This window comes from Sphingobacterium multivorum, from assembly GCF_039511225.1.
Taxonomy (GTDB): Bacteria; Bacteroidota; Bacteroidia; order Sphingobacteriales; family Sphingobacteriaceae; genus Sphingobacterium.
The window spans coordinates 3,167,464-3,188,504 of the sequence record NZ_CP154261.1 but is presented as its reverse complement, the minus strand read 5'-3'; the positions used below and the strand labels follow the sequence as shown (position 1 = coordinate 3,188,504).

Below are 21,041 nucleotides of genomic sequence, written 5' to 3'. Positions count from 1 at the left end.
GACAGCTTTTTTAGCTAGCATAAATACCGATTTAATTGAACCAAGCAAATACTTCGTCTTTCGTTGGCATATTGATATCCAGTTTAAGTTTTTTACGCATACCACCAAGGTCATTAAAAACCTTGTTCGGATTGGCTTCTTTTAAAGCTTCAATGGTTGTAAAGCCCATTTTTTGTAATGCGGGAACCCAAGCTGCAGGAATACCTTGTTCTTCATAATCTTTTACTTCTGCTACTTTGACAACTTTTTCAGGTCTCATTTGTGGGAAGAAAAGAACTTCTTGGATTGACGCATTATCGGTCAAGAACATGATTAAACGGTCCATACCGATTCCAAGTCCAGAGGTCGGTGGCATTCCATATTCCAATGAACGAAGGAAATCCTGATCTATAAACATGGCTTCATCATCACCTTTTTCAGAAAGACGTAATTGATCTTCAAATCGTTCACGTTGATCAATTGGATCATTAAGTTCTGAATAAGCATTGGCAATCTCTTTTCCACAAACCATCAACTCAAAACGCTCGGTTAAATCAGGATTATCTCTGTGTTTCTTCGTTAAAGGAGACATTTCTTTTGGATAATCCGTAATGAATGTAGGCTGGATATAGTTTCCTTCACATTTTGCACCGAAAATTTCATCAATCAGTTTGCCTTTACCCATGGTTTCGTTTACATCGATGCCCATTCCTTTGGCAGCGATACGGATTTCTTCTTCAGATTTTCCAGTAATATCAAATCCAGTGAATTCCTTAATGGAATCTGTCATCGATATCCGTTTATATGGTGCTCTAAAGTCAATTTTATGTTCACCGAAGGTTGCTTCAGTCGTACCATTTACAGCCAACGCACAATGTTCTAACAAACGTTCTGTAAAATTCATCATCCAATTGTAGTCTTTATAGGCTACATAAATTTCCATTGCGGTGAATTCCGGATTGTGGGTGCGGTCCATTCCTTCGTTACGGAAGTTTTTAGAAAACTCGTATACACCATCAAATCCACCAACGATTAGTCTTTTTAGATAAAGCTCGTTGGCGATACGAAGATATAATGGAATATCTAAAGCATTATGATGCGTGATGAACGGACGTGCCGCAGCACCGCCTGGGATGGATTGCAGGACCGGTGTTTCTACTTCCATATATCCAGCGTCGTTAAAGAACTGACGCATCGCATTGAAAAGCTTCGTACGTTTGATAAATATGTCTTTGTTACTTGGATTTACGATCAAATCTACATAACGCATTCTATAGCGTTGTTCTGGATCTGTAAAGGCATCAAAAGTTTTACCTTCTGCCGATTTAACAACAGGTAGGGGGCGCAGTGATTTGGATAAAACAGTAAATTCTTCTACGTGTACTGCAATGGCCTCGGTTTGTGTCGTGAAGACATAGCCTTTGATACCAACGATATCGCCAATATCCAATAGCTTTTTGAAAACTACATTGTAAAGGTCTTTATTCTCATCAGGACAGACATCGTCACGCTTTATATAAGCTTGAATACGTCCGGTGGAGTCTTGAATTTCAAAAAATGAAGCACTACCCATCACACGACGACTCATGATACGTCCCGCAATGGTGATGTTCTTATAATTCAATTTATCTCTATCGTAATTTTCTAAAATATCAGCAGCATGTGCATTGACGACAAATTCGTTTGCTGGAAATGGATCAATTCCCATATCCAACAACGATTGCATCGCTTGTCTTCTAAGTTGTTCCTGTTCGGATAATACAGTACTCATTCGGTATGAATAATATTTAAAATGTGAAAATCACGCAAAAATAGCCATTTTTTTCAATTCTTTTTATGGATTTTTTTTGAAAACGCTGTAGCGAAAGGAAATGGCATTTCGTTATATGGATAAAAATAGTTAAATAGTGATATTATTACAAGGGGACATTCGACTATTTGATGTTGAGTTTTATAATTTTAATTTCGTAATCTCCTCGAAAAAAGACGTTCATCATGAAGGGGAGGATTCGATAGATTGTTTACATAGGATGTGCTATTGATTGCATATGAAAGGCAATTTGTCTAAGTTTGAAACTTAATAATTAAATGGTTTAAGTGGGTATAATTCGGTCATATTTTTATAACAAGAAGCTATCATCTTTACAGGATGCTTTAGAACGTTGCTTACGCGATCGTGAGGATGGCAAGGCCTTCGTTTATAAGAAGTATTATGGTTATCTCATGGCTATTATTATTCGTTATGTAAAACAGGACGTGGATGCGGAAGAGCTTGTGAATGAGAGCTTTGTTAGGGTATTTCGGAAATTGGAGTCATTTAATAGGGATATTGATGATGAAAATCTCGAAAAATCGTTTAGAGCCTGGATAGGACGAATTGCTGCCAATATTTCGATTGATTTTTTACGAAGTAAAAAGCAGTTTTATTCGGTTGAAGATTTAGGAGAAGGGGATATGCATACTCCGGCAGTACAATTGGACAGTCGACTAGAGGTCAATGAGATTATGCGTCTGCTCGATCAGCTCCCCGAAATTCAAAAAACTATTTTTAATCTCTATGAGATTGAGGGGTATTCACATGATGAAATAGCCCAAATGCTTAACATACCAGATAGTACGTCAAGGACTTATCTGACGCGAGCGAAACAAAAACTTAGAAAATTATACTTGGATTATACAGGCGTAGTTCAAGAAATAAGATAAATAGTATTGTTACGATGAAAGACAATAAGAAAAAGGAATTGATAGAAGAGATCATTGGACAATTAAAAGACCATGAACTACCTTATAAAGAAGGTTCCTGGGAGAAATTTGCCTCAAGTTATGGCGTTTCAGCACATCGTTCTTCGAATTGGAAATACTGGAGTGCTGCTGCGGCCGTGTTATTGTGTTTTGGTGTGGGGTATTGGGGGTTAAAGACGAATGTGGAGACTGATTTACCGGAAGTAGTGTTAACACATCTGCCGGAACAGGAAGATGTGTTAGGCGACAACAAAGATTTAAAAGAATCCATCCAGCGTTCATTATCGGATATTAGGGGCGGTAGGGCTTTAAGTCCAGAGGTATTAGCACTGCAAAAGCCCTACACCTATTCTGTACCCGCGGCTCATCCGACAGAAAGTTTAGGTAATCACCACTTGGTATTAGGTGCTGGGCGATTAATGCAGGGGCAGGATGTCACTGTATCAGCCGATTTAGGAAGGCTGCAGTCCATGCAATTGAAAAATAATTCATTTTCAGCGCAGGTTGGCGTACCTGATAATGAAGTGGAACGGGCAAGCGCGTCAACAAATAACACGCTGACGAATAAAACCGTTATTGCATCGACCAATTCAGGGCTAATGCCACCTGTTAATCAAACGCAACGTGACGCTGCAAAACTCGCGCAATTGTATGATGCGCAACAAGGGAGAACAAGAACTAGTGTTGTACACACGAACATTCCTCAAGATAAAAAATGGGAAATGGGCGCTTTTGTATCCCCAGCCTCTACATCGGAAAGTATAACGCTCGGTGGTGGGGTCGCGCTAGCCTATAATATTTCGAGCAAGGTAAGTCTTCGTTCGGGAGCTTCCATTCAACATTATGGGGCTATTTCGGGGAATTCACCCATCACTCCTGCGATGGGGTCAAATTCCCTCAATGCAGATGCGCCAAATTATATTTCTCAATCGAATTTGAATAATTCATTTGCGATGCGGGCGGCAGATGCAAAAGATGCAAAGAGTAATGAACGGGTTTCGGGTAAAATCTTAACAGTTGATATCCCATTGGATGTTAGGTATGCGATCAGCAAGAATTTCTATACCTCAGTCGGTGTATCCTATGTTGGTGTATTGGATCAGGAGCGGGCAACGATCTATGAAACAAATAATACGGAGTACAGACAAAAATCCCAAGACAAAAATGTTGATGATAAAGGTGTGAATGGCTTTATTAACTTTTCAGTTGGTCGGAAACAGAAAGTTGGAAAATTATCGATTTCTGTAGAGCCTTATTATAAAGCTCCAATCGGAAATTTGAAATCATCCGATTTGAATTATAGCAACGGGGGAGTGAAAATAATGACTAGTTTTTAAATAGCACAATGCGAAAAAAAGGCCGCAGTAAACTTGAAGTTTGCTGCGGCTTTTTTTTCGGCTGCAAATCGGGATTTATTAAATTTCATCAACGCGAACCCAACCCATTCCTGCGGCTTTCGCACCTTCAACTCCAGGGATTCCGTCTTCGTAAACTAGGCATCTTTCTGGAGAAATATTCAATTGCGCAGCTGCCAAAAGAAAAGGTTGTGGTGATGGCTTGCCCTCAGGTGTATCTCCAGCACAAACCAGTGTTTCCAAATCATCCCATACACCAATGGTGGTTAATGTCATGGATAAGGTTGTTCTGGTTCCCCCTGAAACGGCAGCGATATGTTTTTTTCCTTTCTGATATTTTAGATGTTCAACAACGTAATCTACAGGTTTCGTCTTGAAAACATATTCGTCTCGAAAAATGGTAGACTTGAGGGTGGAAAATTCTTGATAATCGAAATCTACCCCATAGCGTTTGCTGATTTCCTCAGCGACAGCAACCGTGGGCCAGCCGGCGGTTTCATCAATCAAATTGACGTCTAACTCGACCCCGTATTGTTGAGCTGCAGCCTTATACGATTGTTTGTGTGCGTCCATATTATCAGCCAAAGTACCATCGACATCAAATAATAAGGCGTCATAGGATTCGGCGAGAAGGTTTAGTAATTCAAATTTTCGTTGTGATTCAGGTGACATATATTTTTATAATGAGCAGTAAAAATAGAAAAATATAATTGGACGAGCAAAAAAGAAGCCCTTCCTGTGTTACAAGGAAAGGCTTCTTACTGTTAGCGCCGTGTGAATTCTTCACGGCGGCAGCCTATATTTAGTGTGAACTTAAATTTTTCGCTTTCTCTTCATCGAAATTAGCTTCTAATTCAGCCAATTTTTTCTTACCATAGGCCATACGTGTAATCACAACGAATAACACTGGAACGATAAAGATGGCTAGGAGTGTGGCTGCAGTCATACCACCAAATACCGTCCAACCGATTGTTTGGCGAGAAATCGCACCAGCGCCATGGGATAACATCAACGGAATAATCCCCAAAATGAAAGCAAAGGAAGTCATAATAATTGGACGTAAACGCAATTTTACAGCATCCAACGTGGCCTCATAAAGGTTCATCCCAATATCAACCCGTTCCTTAGCAAACTCCACAATTAGAATTGCATTTTTAGCAGCAAGTCCAATGATGGTGACCAGACCAATCTGCGCATAGATGTTATTATCCAATGTAGGGATTAATGTTAGGGTTAATATGGCCCCAAATACACCTAAAGGAACAGATAATAAAATAGAGAATGGTACAGACCAACTTTCGTATAATGCGGCTAACAGCAAGAATACAAATAGGATACACAGCGCAAAAATTTGAACAGTTTTTGATCCCGATTGCATCTCTTGCAGCGACAGACCGGAGAACTGATAGTCAAAGCCTTCTGGTAATGTTTGTGCAGCTACTTCTTGTAAGGCTTTCAACGCATCTCCTGATGAGTAACCAGGGGCCGAACTACCATTGATCTCTACACTTCTAAAGATATTGTAGTGATTGATGATCGAAGGCATAGTCATCAATTCATACTTAACCAGCGTACCCATAGGCACAGGGTTTCCCGACACATTATTGACATACAATTTGTTGATGTCTTCAATATTCATACGGTACGGGATATCAGCTTGTGTAACGACACGGTAACTACGACCATACTTTGTAAAATCATTCACATAGCTACTACCCAAATAGGATGATATCGTCGAATAAATACTGGAGATAGGCACGCCCATGCGTTTTGCCTGTTCGCGGTTAACTTCCAATTTGTAGTTGGGAGAGTTGGTATTAAATAGGGTATAGGCCATGCCAATTTCTGGACGTTGGTTGGCAGCCATCAAGAACTTACCTACTGTTGCTTCAAAATCTTTGATATTTACAGTCTGTAAATCCTGTACCTGCATAGAGAAACCGCCAGATGTACCTAGACCCGGAATTGCCGGTGGCGTTACCGCCAACACCCTTGCCTTGGTATAGCCTTGGTATTTGCCCATAATCATACCAGCGATATCGTTTGCCGTGCGTGTACGGGTTTCCCAAGGTTTAAGCGAAACGAACACTGTTGCACCATTGGATTTAAACGCACGGTTTAGGATATTAATACCGGAGATTGCGGTAACATACTTGATTTCTGGAAATGTCTTATGTAGGTCGGCTTCAATCTCTTTAAGAACTTCATTTGTACGCGCAGAAGAAGAACCTTCTGGCAATGTAATACCGGCGAAAAATGCACCACCATCCTCTGAAGGAATAAATCCAGTTGGTTTGGTTGTAAACATCCAGCCTGTTCCGATAAAAATACATAGCAGAATGATCAATACCAGTGGTGCTTTTTTGATAGCCTGTTTTACACCGTTTGAGTACCTGATGGTCACTTTTTCAAACCAAATGTTAAATTTGTAGAAGAATTTATTCAAACCTTTAGCGCCTTCATGTACTGCGGTCGGCTTTAATAAAATTGAACATAAAGCTGGGGTTAACGAAAGTGCGATAAATGCAGACAGCATAACGGATACTGCAATGGTGATTGCAAACTGTTGATATAATTTACCAACCATTCCAGGGATAAAACCAACCGGAACGAATACTGCAGCCAAAATTAATGCAATTGCAATAACCGGAGCAGTGATATCGCCCATGGCACGACGTGTCGCTTCTTTTGCATCCAGTTTATAATGGTCAATATAGTGCTGGACAGCTTCCACCACAACGATGGCATCATCCACCACAATACCGATGGCCAATACAAAGGCAAGCATGGTCAGGTTGTTGACCGAAAAGCCAAACATCAGGAAGAAGATGAAAGTACCGATGATGGATACGGGGATTGCCAGCACGGGAATTAATGTTGCTCGCCAGCTTTGAAGGAAGAAAAATACCACGACCGTTACCAGAATCAATGCTTCAACCAAGGTGTGGATAACCGAAGAAATAGAGGCATTCACAACCGACACCGTCTCATAACTGATCGTATAATCTACATCCGTTGGAAAAGATTTCTTTAATTTTTCCAAAGCATCGACAATACCTTTTGCGGATTCTACGGCATTTCCTCCAGGGGTTTGATTGATCATCATCGCAGATGAAGTCATACCATTTACGGTAGATGATGTACCATAATTAAATTGACCCAATTCAACACGCGCAACATCCTTTAAGAGTACGATAGATCCATCTTTATTGGTTTTTACAACGATGTTTTCAAAGTCCTCGGGATTTGAAAGATCACTATCGGTAATGATCGGATATTCAAATACCGTCGAAGACTCTTGTGGACGTCCACCAACGCTACCACCAGGTATACGGGAGTTTTGTTCGGCAATTGCTGTGGATACATCAGCAGGAGTCATGCTCAGGTTGGCTAATTTATTTGCGTCAAGCCACACGCGCATCGAGAATGGTTGCCCGAAAGCCGTTACATCACCGACGCCTTTCACACGCAAAAGTGCATCTTTAACGTATAAGTTGTTGTAATTGGCCAAGAAATTTTCACTTCTAGTTCCTTTTGGTGAAGTTAAAGCAACCAACATCAAGATATCGTTATTGGCTTTACGGGTTGTAATTCCCAAACGTCTTACCGCTTCCGGAAGGGCTGGTTCAGCAATTCCTACGCGGTTTTGGACGTCTAAGGTCGCTATATCAATATCTGTTCCTACTTCAAAGGTCACGGTAATTGTTGCTTGACCATTTGACGTACTATTGGACGACATATAAATCATGCCAGGTGTACCATTGATCTGACTCTCAATAAGAGTAGTCACGGTTTGTTCAACCGTCTGTGCATCTGCTCCCGTATAATTGGCCGTAACCGTTACTGTAGGAGGTGCAATAGAAGGATACTGGCTAATTGGCAATGTAGATACTGCAATGATCCCGATAATTGAAATCAATATCGAAATAACGATTGCGGTAACTGGCCTCTTAATAAATACTTCTGAAATCATTCTATATCTTTTAGATTCTCTTTAAAAAATTAATGGTGTTATTTTCCTTGAGGAGCGCCTTTTGCAGCCTGTTGGGCAGCGACAGCAGCATCAACTACTTTAACTCCATTTTGGACGTTCATGGCACCATCGACAACGATTTTCTCACCGTCTTTAACACCTTCTTTGATCACAATTTTGTCACCGGCTTTAATACCTAATTTTACTTGGCGAATTTCAGCTTTACTGCTATCATTTACGGTATAGAGGTTAAATACGCCAAGCTGCTCGAAAACGGCTTTGTAAGGAACCACAACTTCTTCCGTAGCTGAGGTTGTCGATACATTCATCGTAATATTCATCCCGGCCCGCAATTCGTTGGCATTGTTGGGGAAAGTAGCGCGCACTTTGATCGTTCCGGTTGCAGGGTCAACTGCGCGGTCGATGGTTGTGATCGTTCCTTTACCTTCATATGTACTTCCATTTGGCAATACAAGAGAAAGATCCGATGATGAATGGCTACTTTGCAGTTGGGTAAATTTGGTAATATCCTTTTCATTTACCTGAAATTCAACAGCAATTGGGCTAGTTGAAGACAAGGTATTCAATAGGGTCGTACCTGGATTGACCAAGGCGCCCAAACGTACCTGTGATATCCCTACGGTACCACTAAAAGGAGCCCGAATGGTCGAACGCGATAAATTTGTATTCGCGGTGACCAATGCTGCACGAGCAGACTCTACCTGTGCTTGAGAAGCGGCTACATTCGATACAGCATTGTCAAATACCTGCTTCGCAATTGCATCTTTATCGGCCAATGTTTGGTAGCGTGCTAGATCTCTTTTTTGTCGGTCCAAATCCGTTTGCGCTACCTGTAAGCTTGCTTTAGCTTGTTGGACAGCCGCATTGTAACGCGTTCCATCAATTTCATAAAGCGCTTGTCCTGCGGAAACTACTGCGCCGTCAGAAACATATATTTTGGTGATATAGCCGCTTACTTCCGCATATAGATCTGCTTCGTTCAACGGTTTGACTGTTGCTGGATAGCTGATTGTACCTGTAACAATCTCATGTGATGCTACACCAAAGCTGACAGGAACAACTTTTTCAGCCTGAGCTTGTGCTGCACCTTGCTTTTTTGCATCCTTATTTCCACAAGAGGTCCATACTAATGCCGTCCCAAGGAAGAAAGCGAATAATAATTGTCTTTTATTCATGATTTGTATTAGTTTCCGTTTATTGATTAATTTGTGTGGATTGCCCCAACTGCTTTCTGAACATCTAATTTACTTGATAACAGTGCATAGAGGGAGTTCAAATAATTAAGTTGCGTTGTTTTGAGATCAGTTTCTGCTGTCATTAGATCGAGGTAAGTTTTGATACCTTCGTCATATTGAAGTTTGATGGTCTCGTATACTTCTTTGGAGAGTTCCACATTTTCTTTAGCTGTTTTCCAATCATTTAAGTTAGCATTATAGGTTGCTCTTGCCAGCGAATACTCTGTGTTAATGCTATTTTCTAAATTTTTGATGTCCCAGTCAATTCTTTCTTCCTGCAATCTGGACTTATTGATTTGTTTTTTACGTTTAAATCCGTCGAAAATTGAAAAAGAAACATTTAGGCCGGCAACTGACCCGGGGAAATTATCGGAGTAAAGTTTACTGAATTTATCATTTCGATAGTTGAAAGCGTAATTGTAGAAAGCACTTACACTTGGCAAATATGTCCATTTATAGTATTGCGTGCTCAACTGTTGGATTTTTTTGGATGTTTCCAATTGTTGGAATTCAATTCGATTAGAGACATTTATTCCAGCAGTTGTGTCTAACAAAATTTCTGATTCCATATTGCTATTGTCAAAGGATAGCGTCAAATTTTTGCTTTTATCCAAAGCTAGCAGTTGTTTGAGGTATTCGTATTTATATTTGCGAAGCTCAACCGTTCTTTTCTCGTCTGCATTCGAATTTGCCAAAGCAATTTGTGCTCGCTTATAGTCGGTCTTATCGACTAAGCCCACATCGTATTGAGACTTTGCATCTTTCAATTGTTTTTGGAGGCGAGCGATATTTTCTCGTACAATCTTGATCTGTTCTTCCGAAGTTAGGATATCATAATAAGCTTTGCTGACCTCTACAACAGCGGTGATCTTTTTGTTCTCCGTATTTTGTTTATTGCCAAGACGTACTAATTCTGCCGCTTTCTTCGCCTGCATTAGCTCTGGATTTAGGATTTGTTGATCTGCTTGAAGCGTTAATGCACTTGCATTGTTCTGCCCCATTTTGATATTATTTCCGCCAATATTTGCTAGTGGAACAATGACATTATAATTATAACTTCCTTTTAGACCCAATTGTGGATACCAACCTGAAAGTGAGATGTCAATATCCTTTTCACCGATGGTCTCGTCCAATTGAGCTTGTTTTACAGCGATTTGATTACGTAGGGCGTAATCAATCAGCTGCTGAAGTGTTGCATTTGCCGGCAAGTTTTCAGATTGCTGTTGTGCAAATCCTGTATTACTCAGAAGCGACAGGGCCGCTAAGGAATAAACGATTTTATTAAACTTCATATATGTAATTAATTATTTTTTTCTCTATTAATAGCCCCATCCCAAATAATCCCCATTAAGTCCTCCACATTTTGTTCGGAAAACTTGAGATCTTTAAATTTGATGCTGTGAACAGTTGATAGTGCCACACCGATGTAACTTGCCACCAAAAGATGGACATCTACCTGCTTCAAAATTTTTCGATCAATGCCTTCCTGTAAAAAATCGACAACTTTGTTTTGCCCCCCCACAGGTTCTTGTATCTCAGCTTTATTCTTCTCGTAATAAGGGGAGGAAAAAAACTGCTCAAAAAAACTAAAGATGTGCCCGTTCTCTAAATAGAACTTGACAAAGTTGCGCCAGATATGAAAAAATGAGTCTTTATAGTCGAAATCATCTTTTATACCATCAAAAATATACTCATTGAGTAGTGTTCTACAATGTTTGAACAAACCAAAAATTAGATCGTCTTTTGACGGGAAATAATGGTAGATAGTCCCAATTGCTACATCAGACTCTTGTGCGATTTTGCTCATCGGCGTTCCATGGAAGCCGTTTGTTTGTATAAGTTTTAGTGTGCTGGCAAATACTGCCGCAATTTTTTCATTGGAATTCATCAATCGAACGTTCATTCGGTTGCAAAATTAACGATTAATTTGGATCCAAAATGTCAGAATATTGTTATAAATCAATAAATATAAAACGATTTGAACCAATAATACAATAAGGAAAAAGAGATGAAATTGTTTTCGTATTTTTATTTTTTTTGATCGGTGGCGGGGAGGTAGAGGTGAAGGATTGCAAATAGAAAAGCGGTGATTTGATTAAATCACCGCTTTTCTATTTGCAACCTTTTAAACTTTTCTCAACATCTTCCAAAGGATATAAATTTTTTCCTTTGTTGATCTTGGTATTGATATAGGTTAATACATAAGCGATATCAATTGCGGAAAGATTTGAAGCGGGCATGGTATTATTAAACTTTTTACCCGCAACTTCAAGTTCCCCAGAAGTTCCGTGCTTGATGATGCAAGCAAGATTTTGACGATGAGTTTGCAGAAAGGTGGTATCGGTTAGGGGCGGATAGAGATTGCCCAATCCTTCACCTTTCTCTCCATGACAATTTTGACAATGTGTCCGGTATACCTTTTGACCATTGACCGCATATTGCGCAGTTTTGATATCAACTTCATGCTGACAGCTTATCAAAACCGCTAAAATAGCCCCAATTGTTACACCTGTTTTTAAGAGAATGTGCATGTTATTTTTTATCCTTGCTCAAGAGTAAAGGTAAGTCGTTCATCAGTTTTTTTACTTGCTCATCGTTTGTACCGTCGTAGGCGCCCCGAATTCGCTTATCTTTATCTATTAAGACAAGGTACCCCTGATGGTCGTAACCTCCAGGTGCGTTTTTATCTTCAGCGGTATAAACCAAGTATTGATTAGCAAGGCCATAGATTTCCGCTTTTGTTCCCGAAACAAATTGCCAGTGCTTATTCGTTACGCCTAATTTATTGGCATAATCTTTCAATACATAAGGCTGGTCGTATTTAAAGTCTATACTATGGGACAGGAAACGAACGTCTTCATTGTCTTTGTATTGTTGGTATATCTTTAATAAGTTGCGGTTCATGGTCGGACAGATACTTGGGCAATGGGTAAAGAAGAAGTTGGCAATATATACTTTACCCTCAAAATCTTTGTCTGAAATCATTGTACTATCCTGATTGAGCAGTTTAAAAGGTGGAATAGTATGATAGACTGTATCTACGATTTGTTTTCCATCAACTGTTTTTTCTACAGCTTCTCTTTCGCCATAGATGGGTAAGCTTGGCTGGCTATTGTTTTTACAGGAAAATAAACCGAGTAAAAGACCAGTGGCGCAGTAAAATTTAGTTATGGATCTCATGTGTTTAATAGTTTTGTTTGTCAAAGCCGGATTTCATCTTTTTGATTAACAATTTAGTGCTGGATGCAAAATTGGCGGGCTTAGTTATTCGAATTTTTCGATTTAAAAATTCTTTAATTTGTCTTGGCTTTCTTTAGCAACATTGTCAAATATCTTTTTCATATCACTTACTTTTTGCAGCTCTGTTTCAAAATATTTAACATCTGTTGAATCTGGGTTATACCCTTTCATCCAGTCCATCATATGGTCTGTGGCGCTCTCCAAATTAGCTTTCAAAATGCTCAGTTCTTTTCGTGTGGAACTTGTATCTAAGTCAGCCTTCGCTGTTTTTATGTTTTTTAAATTTGCCAAAATGGAATCTATCTTTACAGCATCGCGGTCGAAATGAGCGATTTGAGGCATGATCTCGTCATGTATCTTAATTGTTGAATCTTGCAACGCTTTTACACCTGTTGCACCATTTTCCTGAGTTCCACATGCTGCTATTGCCAAGGATGCGATAGCGATAAACGCGATTTTATTCATGTTTCTTGTTTTTTGGTAATTTGACAAATATATTAATTTCTTATGGCTCAATATTTCGATTTCTGGAAGGGAATGTAAAATTCAAGTCACGAATATAGGTTTCACAACGCACTGTAGCACAGAGATCGCCAGACTTATCTTTAATTTCGAGTGAAAAATCCCTTACGACCTTGCCTTTTGTTCGAATAATATGGGCACATTCTTCAAGAATTTCTTCGGAAAGCTCCACAGTATACTCCACGCTGGTTTTGCCCGGTTTCTTAAAAATGATCTGTGATGATTTTAACCAAGCAACGGTTTTCTTAAAGCCAATTTTTTGAAGGTATTGGTCGATTAGGATAGGGAAGATGGGGTCTGCTGCAGAAAAGATTGTTCCACCAAAGAGTGTTTTGTTGGTATTGATATTGAATGGTGTCTTATATATTTTTACTTTGGCACCTTGGAAGCCAGGACTAATTTTTTTTACCCAGATTCCTTGAAATAGAAAGGGCGGGTAAATACGCAATAGCCATGTTAAGGCAAGTGGACTATATCTCATAATGCAAAAATAAAAGAATGTGTCGGAATATTTTTTGAAATCTTGGTTTTGTAGCTTCACTATGGTATTTTTACAATTCAAACAACCTAAAATGTCAAGAATAAAAGAAAAACAACCCCATAAAAAAGTATGGTTACTGATTATGATTGCTTCGTTGGGCTATTTCGTCGATATCTACGATTTGATTATTTTCTCCATCGTCCGTATTCAGTCTTTTACTGATATTGGTGTTCCCGCTGCAGAGATGCGGGTAAAAGGCGAATTTGTGCTCAATATGCAAATGGGTGGTCTGCTACTGGGTGGAATCATCTGGGGGATTATTGGTGATAAATACGGACGTTTAAAAGTGCTCTTTGGATCGATTCTTCTATATTCTTTGGCGAATATTGCAAATGGTTTTGTACATGATGTGCTTATGTATGGCATTATTCGTTTTATAGCGGGTATTGGTTTAGCTGGAGAGCTGGGAGCGGGAATTACCTTAGTTTCTGAAAGTATGCATAAGTCAAAACGGGGTTATGGGACTATGTTGGTTGCAGGAGTTGGTGTTTTAGGAGCGATATTAGCCTATTTTGTTTCAGAAGAATTTGATTGGCGGACGGCCTATTTTGTTGGTGGTGGAATGGGTATACTATTATTATTGCTGCGAGTAGGTTCTTTTGAGTCAGGGCTATTTAAGGAGCAAGATAAATCGAATGTTGTGAAAGGGGATATTCGGATGCTTTTTACCAATCGAAATCGATTAAAACGTTATATCAATTGCCTTTGTATCGGTCTGCCCATTTGGTTTGTCGTCGGTGTATTGGTTACGCAGGCGCCGGAAATTGGAAAGGCGTTAGGGGCTTCAGATACTCTGAGTGCTGGAAAAGGAGTGATGTTTGCTTATATTGGAATTTCGCTCGGAGATGTGCTGGCCGGTATTTTTGCACAAGTGTTGAAGTCACGTAAAAAAGTTGTATTTATTTGTCAGTTAATTATTATTGGAAGTTCACTGTGGTATTTGTTAAGTGATGGTATTACAAGTACTAAGTTTTTGGTACTCGCTTTTATCATGGGCTTGGGAGTGGGATATTGGGCAACTTTTGTAACTATTTCTGCCGAACAATTTGGTACAAATCTTAGAGCCACTGTTGCAACGACGGCTCCCAATTTCGTGCGGGGTGCGCTTATTCCGTCAACGATACTATATGGACTTCTAGTAAATGCATTTGGAATCGTGCCAGCGGCAATTACAATGGTTTTAGTTCTTTCCGGTATAGCAATTTATTCGTTGACCCAGTTGGAAGAAAGCTTTGATAAGGATTTGGACTACCTAGAGGAGTAATCAATATAGGCCTATTTTTTTCGACCTGGACATTTTTTACAGCGTTTGCCCTCTTTGTATTTTTTACAACATTTTTTAAAGCAGGCACAGGAAAAGTCAGAAAAAGGGTTCATAGCCGTATTTCGAAACTGAAACAACCCGGCTTTGTTTTCTGACTCATCTAGCTCCAATAAAGATTCAATAACTTCGTTCATGACGCAAAGTTACAATTTGTTTAAAACAATTCTAAATAATAGAATTGTTTTTACATTTTTTTGATCAGATTTTCAATTATTTTAGGGAAGTATTGGTGTTCAAGTTGCTGCCCTTTAAATTTAATAACATCTAAAGTATCGTTGGGATCCACTTTGAATCGTGCTTGATATATGATTTCCCCTTCATCGAAATGTTCATTTGCGAAGTGGATCGTAATGCCATGTTCCTCTTCTTTATTTGCTAGGACAGCTTTGTGGACATGGTCACCATACATACCTTTCCCACCATATTTTGGTAGGAGAGCAGGATGTATATTTATAATTTGATTTGGAAATGCTTTCAGCAGGTTATTTGGAACGAGCCAAAGAAAACCCGCCAAAACAATCAGATCAATATTTAAGTTTTTAAGAATATTGACAACGTTGTCGGTTTTGTAAAATTCGTCACGATCAAATATATGTGCAGGTATTTCAAAATTGTCAGCTCGCTGAATAACGTAAGCATCAGGGTTATTGGATAAAATCAAAGCCACCTCAGCTTCATCTGAATACTTGAAATGTTCCATTATTTTTTGCGCATTGGACCCTGAACCTGAAGCAAAAATAGCAATTCGTTTTTTCACGATTAATAAGTATTAATAGATTTGATCGATTTAAAAATTAGCCCAAACTTACGGATTTTTTGTAAAAAAACTAAAATAATAGACGATTGAAGCACATTTTTAAGTATTATTGATTAAAATTAATTGAATAGTCACTGTTGCTTTAAATTTCTTTAACATGAAGTTCCTTTATTCTCTATTTTTTGTAAGTGTATTTTTCTTATGTCAATCTGTTTTTGCACAGGCACCCAAAACGCTTCCTTCGTTTACTTTTGATGAGGTCTATCAGGCCAGCAAGTTTAATTCGGACAAACTTCCAAAATCGGGATATATTGTGTTGGATTTTTATGACCCAGGTTGTGGCCATTGTCAGAAAATGGGGGCTGGTATCGCACGCAATTTGTCCAAATTCAAGAATGTATCCTTCTATTTTATCTCCATGAATGACAAGCCTTATGTTGATGGATTTATTAATATGCATGCGAAGGCATTGAAAAGTGCCCCAAATGTCAAATTCTTGTTTGATGCTGGAACTCAATTTATCGAAAAATTTAAGCCTAGCAATTACCCTTCGCTCTATATCTATGATGCAAAAACCAAAGTATTGGTACAGCATTTGGACGGAGAAGACGATGTAAACAAGTTGTTAAAAGCTTTAGGTATTGCAGGTTAAATATCTAAAGCTTTTAACAATAAAAAAAGAACGTCCGATAATACTATCGGACGTTTAGCTTTTTTATTGTTCTTGTTTATTGATGAATACAAATTTACCGTCGAATACATCCAGACGAATAATCGAGTCGCGATTGACTTTTCCGGATAGAATTTCCTTTGAAAGTTCATTTAGAATTCGCTTTTGAATGACGCGTTTTAAGGGTCTCGCTCCAAAAATAGGATCGTAACCAAGTTGTGCTAACCAATCCATAGCCTCGTCAGAAGCCGTAATAAATATATTTTGTTCGGCCAGCTGTTTCTGAACATGCGCAAATTGTAAACGAACAATATCTCCAATCTCGTCTCTACTTAATGGCGTAAACATAATTACTTCATCAATACGGTTCAAAAATTCGGGACGAATTGATTGTTTCAAAAGATCGAACACCTCATTGCGTGTTTTGGCGATAATCTCATCCCTATTATCATCGGTCAGATGACTGAAATTCTCTTGTATAATGGTCGACCCTGTATTGGAGGTCATGATGATAATGGTATTCTTGAAGTTTACCGTACGGCCTTTGTTGTCTGTAAGGTGTCCATCGTCCAATACCTGCAATAGGATGTTGAATACATCAGGATGAGCTTTTTCAATTTCATCTAACAAGACAACAGAATAGGGTCTTCTTCGAACTGCCTCAGTCAACTGTCCGCCTTCATCATAGCCGACATATCCCGGAGGCGCTCCGATTAAACGAGACACCGCGTGTCGTTCTTGATATTCCGACATATCAATACGAACCATGGATTGTTCGTCGTCAAATAAGAACTCGGCAAGTGCTTTTGCAAGTTCGGTTTTTCCGACTCCGGTAGTCCCCAAAAATATGAACGATCCTATTGGTCGTTTCGCATCATTTAATCCAGCACGTGATCGACGAATGGCATCGGAAATAGCTTCTATTGCTTCATCCTGACCGGCGACACGTTTATGAAGCTCTTCCTCCAGATTCAATAATTTTTCGCGTTCAGATTGAATCATCTTGCTCACAGGTATTCCTGTCCATTTTGCGACAACATCAGCAATGTCTTCTGAAGTAACTTCTTCTTTGAGCATACGCTTGCTTTCTTGTTTTTCAGCGAGTTCAGCCTTTAGTTTGTCAACTTTTTCTTGCGCTTCTTTAATCCGTCCGTAGCGAAGCTCTGCTACCTTTCCATAATCTCCGGAACGTTCGGCCTGCTCAGCTTCGAGTTTATAATTTTCGATATTTTCGATCTCTTGATTAACATTGTCGACAAGACTCTTTTCTTCTTGCCATGATGCTCTTAAAGTATCTCTCTCTGCAGATAGATTAGCAATACTTTCCGATAGTTCTGCGACTTTTTTGTCGTCATTTTCCCGTTTCAAAGCTTCACGCTCGATTTCCAATTGCATGATACGACGTTCAAGCTCATCGACTGCTTCTGGCACAGAATCCATTTCAAGTCGTAATTTGGATGCTGCCTCATCAATTAAATCAATCGCTTTGTCTGGTAGAAAGCGGTCGGCGATATAGCGCTGTGACAATTCTACTGCCGCAATGATAGATTCATCCAGAATGCGTACCTTATGGTGTGTTTCGTAGCGTTCTTTTAATCCACGGAGAATAGAAATAGCATCTTGTGTGTCGGGTTCTTCAACCATGACTTTCTGGAATCTACGCTCCAATGCTTTATCTTTCTCAAAGTATTTTTGGTACTCGTTTAAGGTCGTTGCTCCAATTGCACGTAGTTCACCTCTAGCTAAAGCTGGTTTGAGGATATTAGCAGCATCCATGGCGCCTTCACCACCTCCAGCACCTACCAGTGTATGGATTTCGTCGATAAAGAGTATAATGTCTCCATTGGAATCGGTAACTTCTTTTACAACCGCTTTCAAACGTTCTTCAAATTCACCTTTATATTTAGCTCCGGCAACCAAAGCGCCCATATCTAAGGAAAATACAATCTTAGATTTTAAGTTTTCAGGTGCGTCGCCTTTTATAATTCTGTAAGCAATACCTTCTGCAATAGCCGTTTTACCAACCCCAGGTTCACCGACTAGAATCGGGTTGTTTTTGGTACGGCGAGAGAGTATTTGCATGACGCGTCGAATTTCTTCATCGCGGCCAATTACCGGATCCAATTTGCCGGATTCGGCATATTCATTTAAGTTTCGGGCATATTTCCCCAAAGCATTATAAGTGGCTTCCGCATTTTGATCGGTTACCCGACTATTTCCGCGCAATTCTTTTATGGCGGTTTTTAAGTCTTTTTCAGTAACACCCTGTGATTTAAGTAATGTGGAGGTCTTATCAGAAGTCGCTAGAATTCCCAATAATAAGTGCTCTACCGAGACAAATTCATCATTGAATTCTTTGAGATAGGCCTGTGCTTTCTGAAGCGCATTGTTGGCATCACTACTTAAATAAATATTGCTGCCACTGACCTTCGGAAAACCTTCAATTTGTTTGTCTAGTTCCGTTCCGAGATAGCTGATGTTGACATTTAATTTTTTTAATAAGTGGCTGACAACATTTTCATCCACTGTGAGTAAAGCTTTTAAAATATGCGCTGTCTCAATCGCCTGTTGTTGATGGCCCGCCGCAATTTCCGAAGCTTTTTGTATAGCCTCTTGGGCTTTAATTGTATAGTTGTTAAAATTCATTTTTATTCTCTTATTTAAAGTTTCGTTGATACATATGGGGTATAACAATTGAAGTGCCATTCGGGTTTTAAGCCACACTTCGGAAAAAATGGCAATAATTTTTATTGAATCATGACAAATTTTCAGTTATTAAAAATAATGCGCTTGATTTTTAAATAATTGGCTAAGTGGGGTAGAAAATTCTTGAAATCGACTTGCATTTTTGGTTTAAGCTTTCGATATTTGCAGCATCTTAAAACGGTCAGACGTTATAAGATTGAAAAGAAGTAACGCCTCTTTAGCTCAGCTGGTAGAGCAACTGACTTGTAATCAGTAGGTCATTGGTTCGATTCCGATAAGAGGCTCTTTTAAGCAACATGCATTAAACTTCTTTAAAAAGCCTCTTTAGCTCAGCTGGTAGAGCAACTGACTTGTAATCAGTAGGTCATTGGTTCGATTCCGATAAGAGGCTCTTTGAGCGACACTCATTAAAATTCATTTGAAAGCCTCTTTAGCTCAGCTGGTAGAGCAACTGACTTGTAATCAGTAGGTCATTGGTTCGATTCCGATAAGAGGCTCATAAAAAAAGATCCCCAAGAAATCTTGGGGATCTTTTTTTGTTTAGTCCAAACTAAGTTTTGCTGCTTTAGCAATTTTTTTTGGTATATCTGTGTTATCCATTTTCTGACTGAATTGTTCGGAGCCAACTCCGATGGCGTATACCGGTGCATAAGCGGCCGAATGGTTGTTAGAGGCCCAGCTTATTGATCCCATCCGATTTAAGATTGAAATACTCAATGCAGCTATTTTGTCGTCGCTTGCGTAAAGGCTTTTTGCGGTTTCATTTTGATGATCGACAAAGCTTTTTTGATAGGCAGCTTCTAAAGCACTACTATCAGTTTCATGGATTGTAATTTTGGAAAATAAACCAGTTTGAGCAGCAATGAGATTCTTGAGATCGTCCCATGTTGCATTTGGATTATTCTTACGAAGGTTGCTAATTGCGTTCGAAAGTTCTGCATGCGAGGTTTTTTGGTGGGACAAGAATTTTGTTTTCAGCGAAGAACTTCCATTACCGACACCTAATCCTCCTGTTTCATGGTCCGCTGTAACGACTATAAGTGTTTCATTTGGGAATTTTTTATAAAAATCATAGGCGAGTTGTACGGAGGCATTGAAATCCAATACTTCCTGGATCGTCGTAGCCCCATCATTTGCATGGCATGCCCAATCAATTTTTCCACCTTCAATCATTAAAAAGAAACCATTTGTATTGTTTTTATGCAGTGAAGTGATAGCTGCAGATGTGATATCTGCCAATTTTAAATCATTCGGCTTTTGGTCTATGGCATATTTAAGGGCATCTATGGGACTGCCATCTGAATTCATCAATATGATCTTATCTGATTTATTGGGTAGTTGTGTATAAGCATCTTTTCCTTTAAGCACGTTATAGCCGGCTTTTTCTAATATGGGGAAAAGCGATGGCGCCTTTTTATGATCAAATGTTGTTTCGGGTTTGAGGAAATTGGACCCGCCAAAAAAATCAAAATTGGAAGTGACAATTTCTTTACCGATTTCATAATACATGTCGCGGTCTGCTTGGTGCGCATAAAATGAAGCCGGGGTAGCGTGGTCTATGCTGACGCTAGTAATAATACCGACTTTCTTTCCTTTTTGCTTTGCGGCATAAGCTATGCTCTTATAGGGGACTGTTCCCGTACTGTCCATACCGATAACGCCATTTTTGGTTTTTTTTCCAACGGCTAATGCGGTACCACCAGCGCCTGAGTCCGTTACGCCGTTGGAGAGTGAATGTGTGGAGGCAAATCCAACATGAGGAAATTGGGTAAACACAAGTGGGATTGGGTTATCTTTATGCTGTACTTCAGCTTGATGGATTTCGGTGAGATTAACCTGGTTGAGGCCCATGCCATCGCCAATTAAGTAAAAGATGTATTTTGCTTCTTGACCAAAAGAGGGGAAAATATGTGCAAAAACGAGGAGGAATAGAAATAAAACGTGTTTTTTCATTTGAATGGTTGTTATTTTAAAAA

The 21,041-nt window shown here is 39.3% G+C and carries 17 protein-coding genes and 3 tRNA genes; 7 read left to right on the top strand and 13 right to left on the bottom strand.

Annotated features, from left to right (window positions below):
- Nucleotides 1–31: 31 nt before the first annotated feature.
- Complete coding sequence (gene lysS, locus AAH582_RS13290; protein ID WP_070568858.1) at nucleotides 32–1,750, bottom strand: lysine--tRNA ligase; 1,719 nt, start codon at nucleotides 1,748–1,750, stop codon at nucleotides 32–34.
- Nucleotides 1,751–2,076: 326 nt separating this feature from the next.
- Here lysS and AAH582_RS13285 point away from each other — a divergent pair, with 326 nt between their 5' ends.
- Both AAH582_RS13285 and AAH582_RS13280 read left to right on the top strand, forming a co-directional pair.
- On the top strand, nucleotides 2,077–2,682 hold the full coding sequence (locus AAH582_RS13285) for an RNA polymerase sigma factor (protein ID WP_046673558.1): 606 nt from the start codon (nucleotides 2,077–2,079) through the stop codon (nucleotides 2,680–2,682).
- Nucleotides 2,683–2,696: 14 nt separating this feature from the next.
- On the top strand, nucleotides 2,697–4,058 hold the full coding sequence (locus tag AAH582_RS13280; RefSeq protein ID WP_343317948.1) for a hypothetical protein: 1,362 nt from the start codon (nucleotides 2,697–2,699) through the stop codon (nucleotides 4,056–4,058).
- Nucleotides 4,059–4,136: 78 nt separating this feature from the next.
- Here AAH582_RS13280 and AAH582_RS13275 read toward each other — a convergent pair whose 3' ends face one another.
- The 9 genes from AAH582_RS13275 to AAH582_RS13235 form a co-directional block, all read right to left on the bottom strand.
- On the bottom strand, nucleotides 4,137–4,748 hold the full coding sequence (locus AAH582_RS13275) for an HAD family hydrolase (RefSeq protein ID WP_046673556.1): 612 nt from the start codon (nucleotides 4,746–4,748) through the stop codon (nucleotides 4,137–4,139).
- Between the two features lie 130 nt (nucleotides 4,749–4,878).
- Nucleotides 4,879–8,049 carry an efflux RND transporter permease subunit gene (locus AAH582_RS13270; RefSeq protein ID WP_046673555.1) on the bottom strand — a complete coding sequence of 1,057 codons (3,171 nt, stop codon included), beginning with the start codon at nucleotides 8,047–8,049 and terminating at the stop codon, nucleotides 4,879–4,881.
- 38 nt (nucleotides 8,050–8,087) lie between these two features.
- Nucleotides 8,088–9,245: an efflux RND transporter periplasmic adaptor subunit gene (locus AAH582_RS13265; RefSeq protein WP_046673554.1), complete on the bottom strand. Its 1,158-nt coding sequence runs from the start codon at nucleotides 9,243–9,245 to the stop codon at nucleotides 8,088–8,090.
- Nucleotides 9,246–9,271: 26 nt separating this feature from the next.
- Nucleotides 9,272–10,597 carry a TolC family protein gene (locus AAH582_RS13260; protein WP_046673553.1) on the bottom strand — a complete coding sequence of 442 codons (1,326 nt, stop codon included), beginning with the start codon at nucleotides 10,595–10,597 and terminating at the stop codon, nucleotides 9,272–9,274.
- 8 nt (nucleotides 10,598–10,605) lie between these two features.
- Entirely contained in the window at nucleotides 10,606–11,193 is a 588-nt protein-coding gene (locus tag AAH582_RS13255; RefSeq protein ID WP_053003616.1) for a TetR/AcrR family transcriptional regulator, read from the bottom strand.
- A 223-nt stretch (nucleotides 11,194–11,416) separates the two neighbouring features.
- Nucleotides 11,417–11,836 carry a c-type cytochrome gene (locus AAH582_RS13250; protein WP_343317943.1) on the bottom strand — a complete coding sequence of 140 codons (420 nt, stop codon included), beginning with the start codon at nucleotides 11,834–11,836 and terminating at the stop codon, nucleotides 11,417–11,419.
- 1 nt (nucleotide 11,837) lies between these two features.
- Complete coding sequence (locus AAH582_RS13245; protein ID WP_343317941.1) at nucleotides 11,838–12,485, bottom strand: SCO family protein; 648 nt, start codon at nucleotides 12,483–12,485, stop codon at nucleotides 11,838–11,840.
- A 102-nt stretch (nucleotides 12,486–12,587) separates the two neighbouring features.
- Nucleotides 12,588–13,010, bottom strand: a complete 423-nt coding sequence (locus tag AAH582_RS13240; protein WP_343317939.1) for a transposase — start codon at nucleotides 13,008–13,010, stop codon at nucleotides 12,588–12,590.
- 40 nt (nucleotides 13,011–13,050) lie between these two features.
- Nucleotides 13,051–13,548, bottom strand: a complete 498-nt coding sequence (locus tag AAH582_RS13235) for a PaaI family thioesterase (RefSeq protein ID WP_046673548.1) — start codon at nucleotides 13,546–13,548, stop codon at nucleotides 13,051–13,053.
- Nucleotides 13,549–13,639: 91 nt separating this feature from the next.
- Here AAH582_RS13235 and AAH582_RS13230 point away from each other — a divergent pair, with 91 nt between their 5' ends.
- A complete protein-coding gene (locus tag AAH582_RS13230) occupies nucleotides 13,640–14,872 on the top strand; it encodes an MFS transporter (protein WP_343317936.1) in 1,233 nt (410 codons plus the stop codon).
- 244 nt (nucleotides 14,873–15,116) lie between these two features.
- On the opposite strand, the gene purN is transcribed toward AAH582_RS13230, so the two are convergent.
- Entirely contained in the window at nucleotides 15,117–15,689 is a 573-nt protein-coding gene (purN, locus tag AAH582_RS13225; protein WP_046673546.1) for a phosphoribosylglycinamide formyltransferase, read from the bottom strand.
- Between the two features lie 157 nt (nucleotides 15,690–15,846).
- Between purN and AAH582_RS13220 the strand changes: the two genes are divergently transcribed.
- Complete coding sequence (locus AAH582_RS13220) at nucleotides 15,847–16,341, top strand: TlpA family protein disulfide reductase (RefSeq protein WP_046673545.1); 495 nt, start codon at nucleotides 15,847–15,849, stop codon at nucleotides 16,339–16,341.
- A gap of 63 nt (nucleotides 16,342–16,404) precedes the next feature.
- On the opposite strand, the gene clpB is transcribed toward AAH582_RS13220, so the two are convergent.
- Entirely contained in the window at nucleotides 16,405–19,005 is a 2,601-nt protein-coding gene (gene clpB, locus AAH582_RS13215) for an ATP-dependent chaperone ClpB (RefSeq protein ID WP_046673544.1), read from the bottom strand.
- A 271-nt stretch (nucleotides 19,006–19,276) separates the two neighbouring features.
- Here clpB and AAH582_RS13210 point away from each other — a divergent pair.
- From AAH582_RS13210 to AAH582_RS13200, 3 genes are all read left to right on the top strand, one after another.
- Nucleotides 19,277–19,349, top strand: a tRNA-Thr gene (locus AAH582_RS13210).
- A gap of 34 nt (nucleotides 19,350–19,383) precedes the next feature.
- A tRNA-Thr gene (locus AAH582_RS13205) sits at nucleotides 19,384–19,456 on the top strand.
- A gap of 33 nt (nucleotides 19,457–19,489) precedes the next feature.
- Nucleotides 19,490–19,562 (top strand) — tRNA-Thr (locus AAH582_RS13200).
- A gap of 43 nt (nucleotides 19,563–19,605) precedes the next feature.
- On the opposite strand, the gene AAH582_RS13195 is transcribed toward AAH582_RS13200, so the two are convergent.
- On the bottom strand, nucleotides 19,606–21,018 hold the full coding sequence (locus AAH582_RS13195; protein WP_343317932.1) for an alkaline phosphatase: 1,413 nt from the start codon (nucleotides 21,016–21,018) through the stop codon (nucleotides 19,606–19,608).
- Between the last annotated feature and the right edge of the window lie 23 nt (nucleotides 21,019–21,041).

Coding starts and splice junctions, on each gene's coding strand:
- lysS (WP_070568858.1), bottom strand. CDS start 1,750: ATGAGTACTGTATTATCCGAACAGGAACAACTTAGAAGACAAGCGATG.
- AAH582_RS13280 (WP_343317948.1), top strand. CDS start 2,697: ATGAAAGACAATAAGAAAAAGGAATTGATAGAAGAGATCATTGGACAA.
- AAH582_RS13275 (WP_046673556.1), bottom strand. CDS start 4,748: ATGTCACCTGAATCACAACGAAAATTTGAATTACTAAACCTTCTCGCC.
- AAH582_RS13270 (WP_046673555.1), bottom strand. CDS start 8,049: ATGATTTCAGAAGTATTTATTAAGAGGCCAGTTACCGCAATCGTTATT.
- AAH582_RS13265 (WP_046673554.1), bottom strand. CDS start 9,245: ATGAATAAAAGACAATTATTATTCGCTTTCTTCCTTGGGACGGCATTA.
- AAH582_RS13260 (WP_046673553.1), bottom strand. CDS start 10,597: ATGAAGTTTAATAAAATCGTTTATTCCTTAGCGGCCCTGTCGCTTCTG.
- AAH582_RS13255 (WP_053003616.1), bottom strand. CDS start 11,193: ATGAATTCCAATGAAAAAATTGCGGCAGTATTTGCCAGCACACTAAAA.
- AAH582_RS13250 (WP_343317943.1), bottom strand. CDS start 11,836: ATGCACATTCTCTTAAAAACAGGTGTAACAATTGGGGCTATTTTAGCG.
- AAH582_RS13245 (WP_343317941.1), bottom strand. CDS start 12,485: ATGAGATCCATAACTAAATTTTACTGCGCCACTGGTCTTTTACTCGGT.
- AAH582_RS13240 (WP_343317939.1), bottom strand. CDS start 13,010: ATGAATAAAATCGCGTTTATCGCTATCGCATCCTTGGCAATAGCAGCA.
- AAH582_RS13235 (WP_046673548.1), bottom strand. CDS start 13,548: ATGAGATATAGTCCACTTGCCTTAACATGGCTATTGCGTATTTACCCG.
- AAH582_RS13230 (WP_343317936.1), top strand. CDS start 13,640: ATGTCAAGAATAAAAGAAAAACAACCCCATAAAAAAGTATGGTTACTG.
- AAH582_RS13220 (WP_046673545.1), top strand. CDS start 15,847: ATGAAGTTCCTTTATTCTCTATTTTTTGTAAGTGTATTTTTCTTATGT.
- clpB (WP_046673544.1), bottom strand. CDS start 19,005: ATGAATTTTAACAACTATACAATTAAAGCCCAAGAGGCTATACAAAAA.
- AAH582_RS13195 (WP_343317932.1), bottom strand. CDS start 21,018: ATGAAAAAACACGTTTTATTTCTATTCCTCCTCGTTTTTGCACATATT.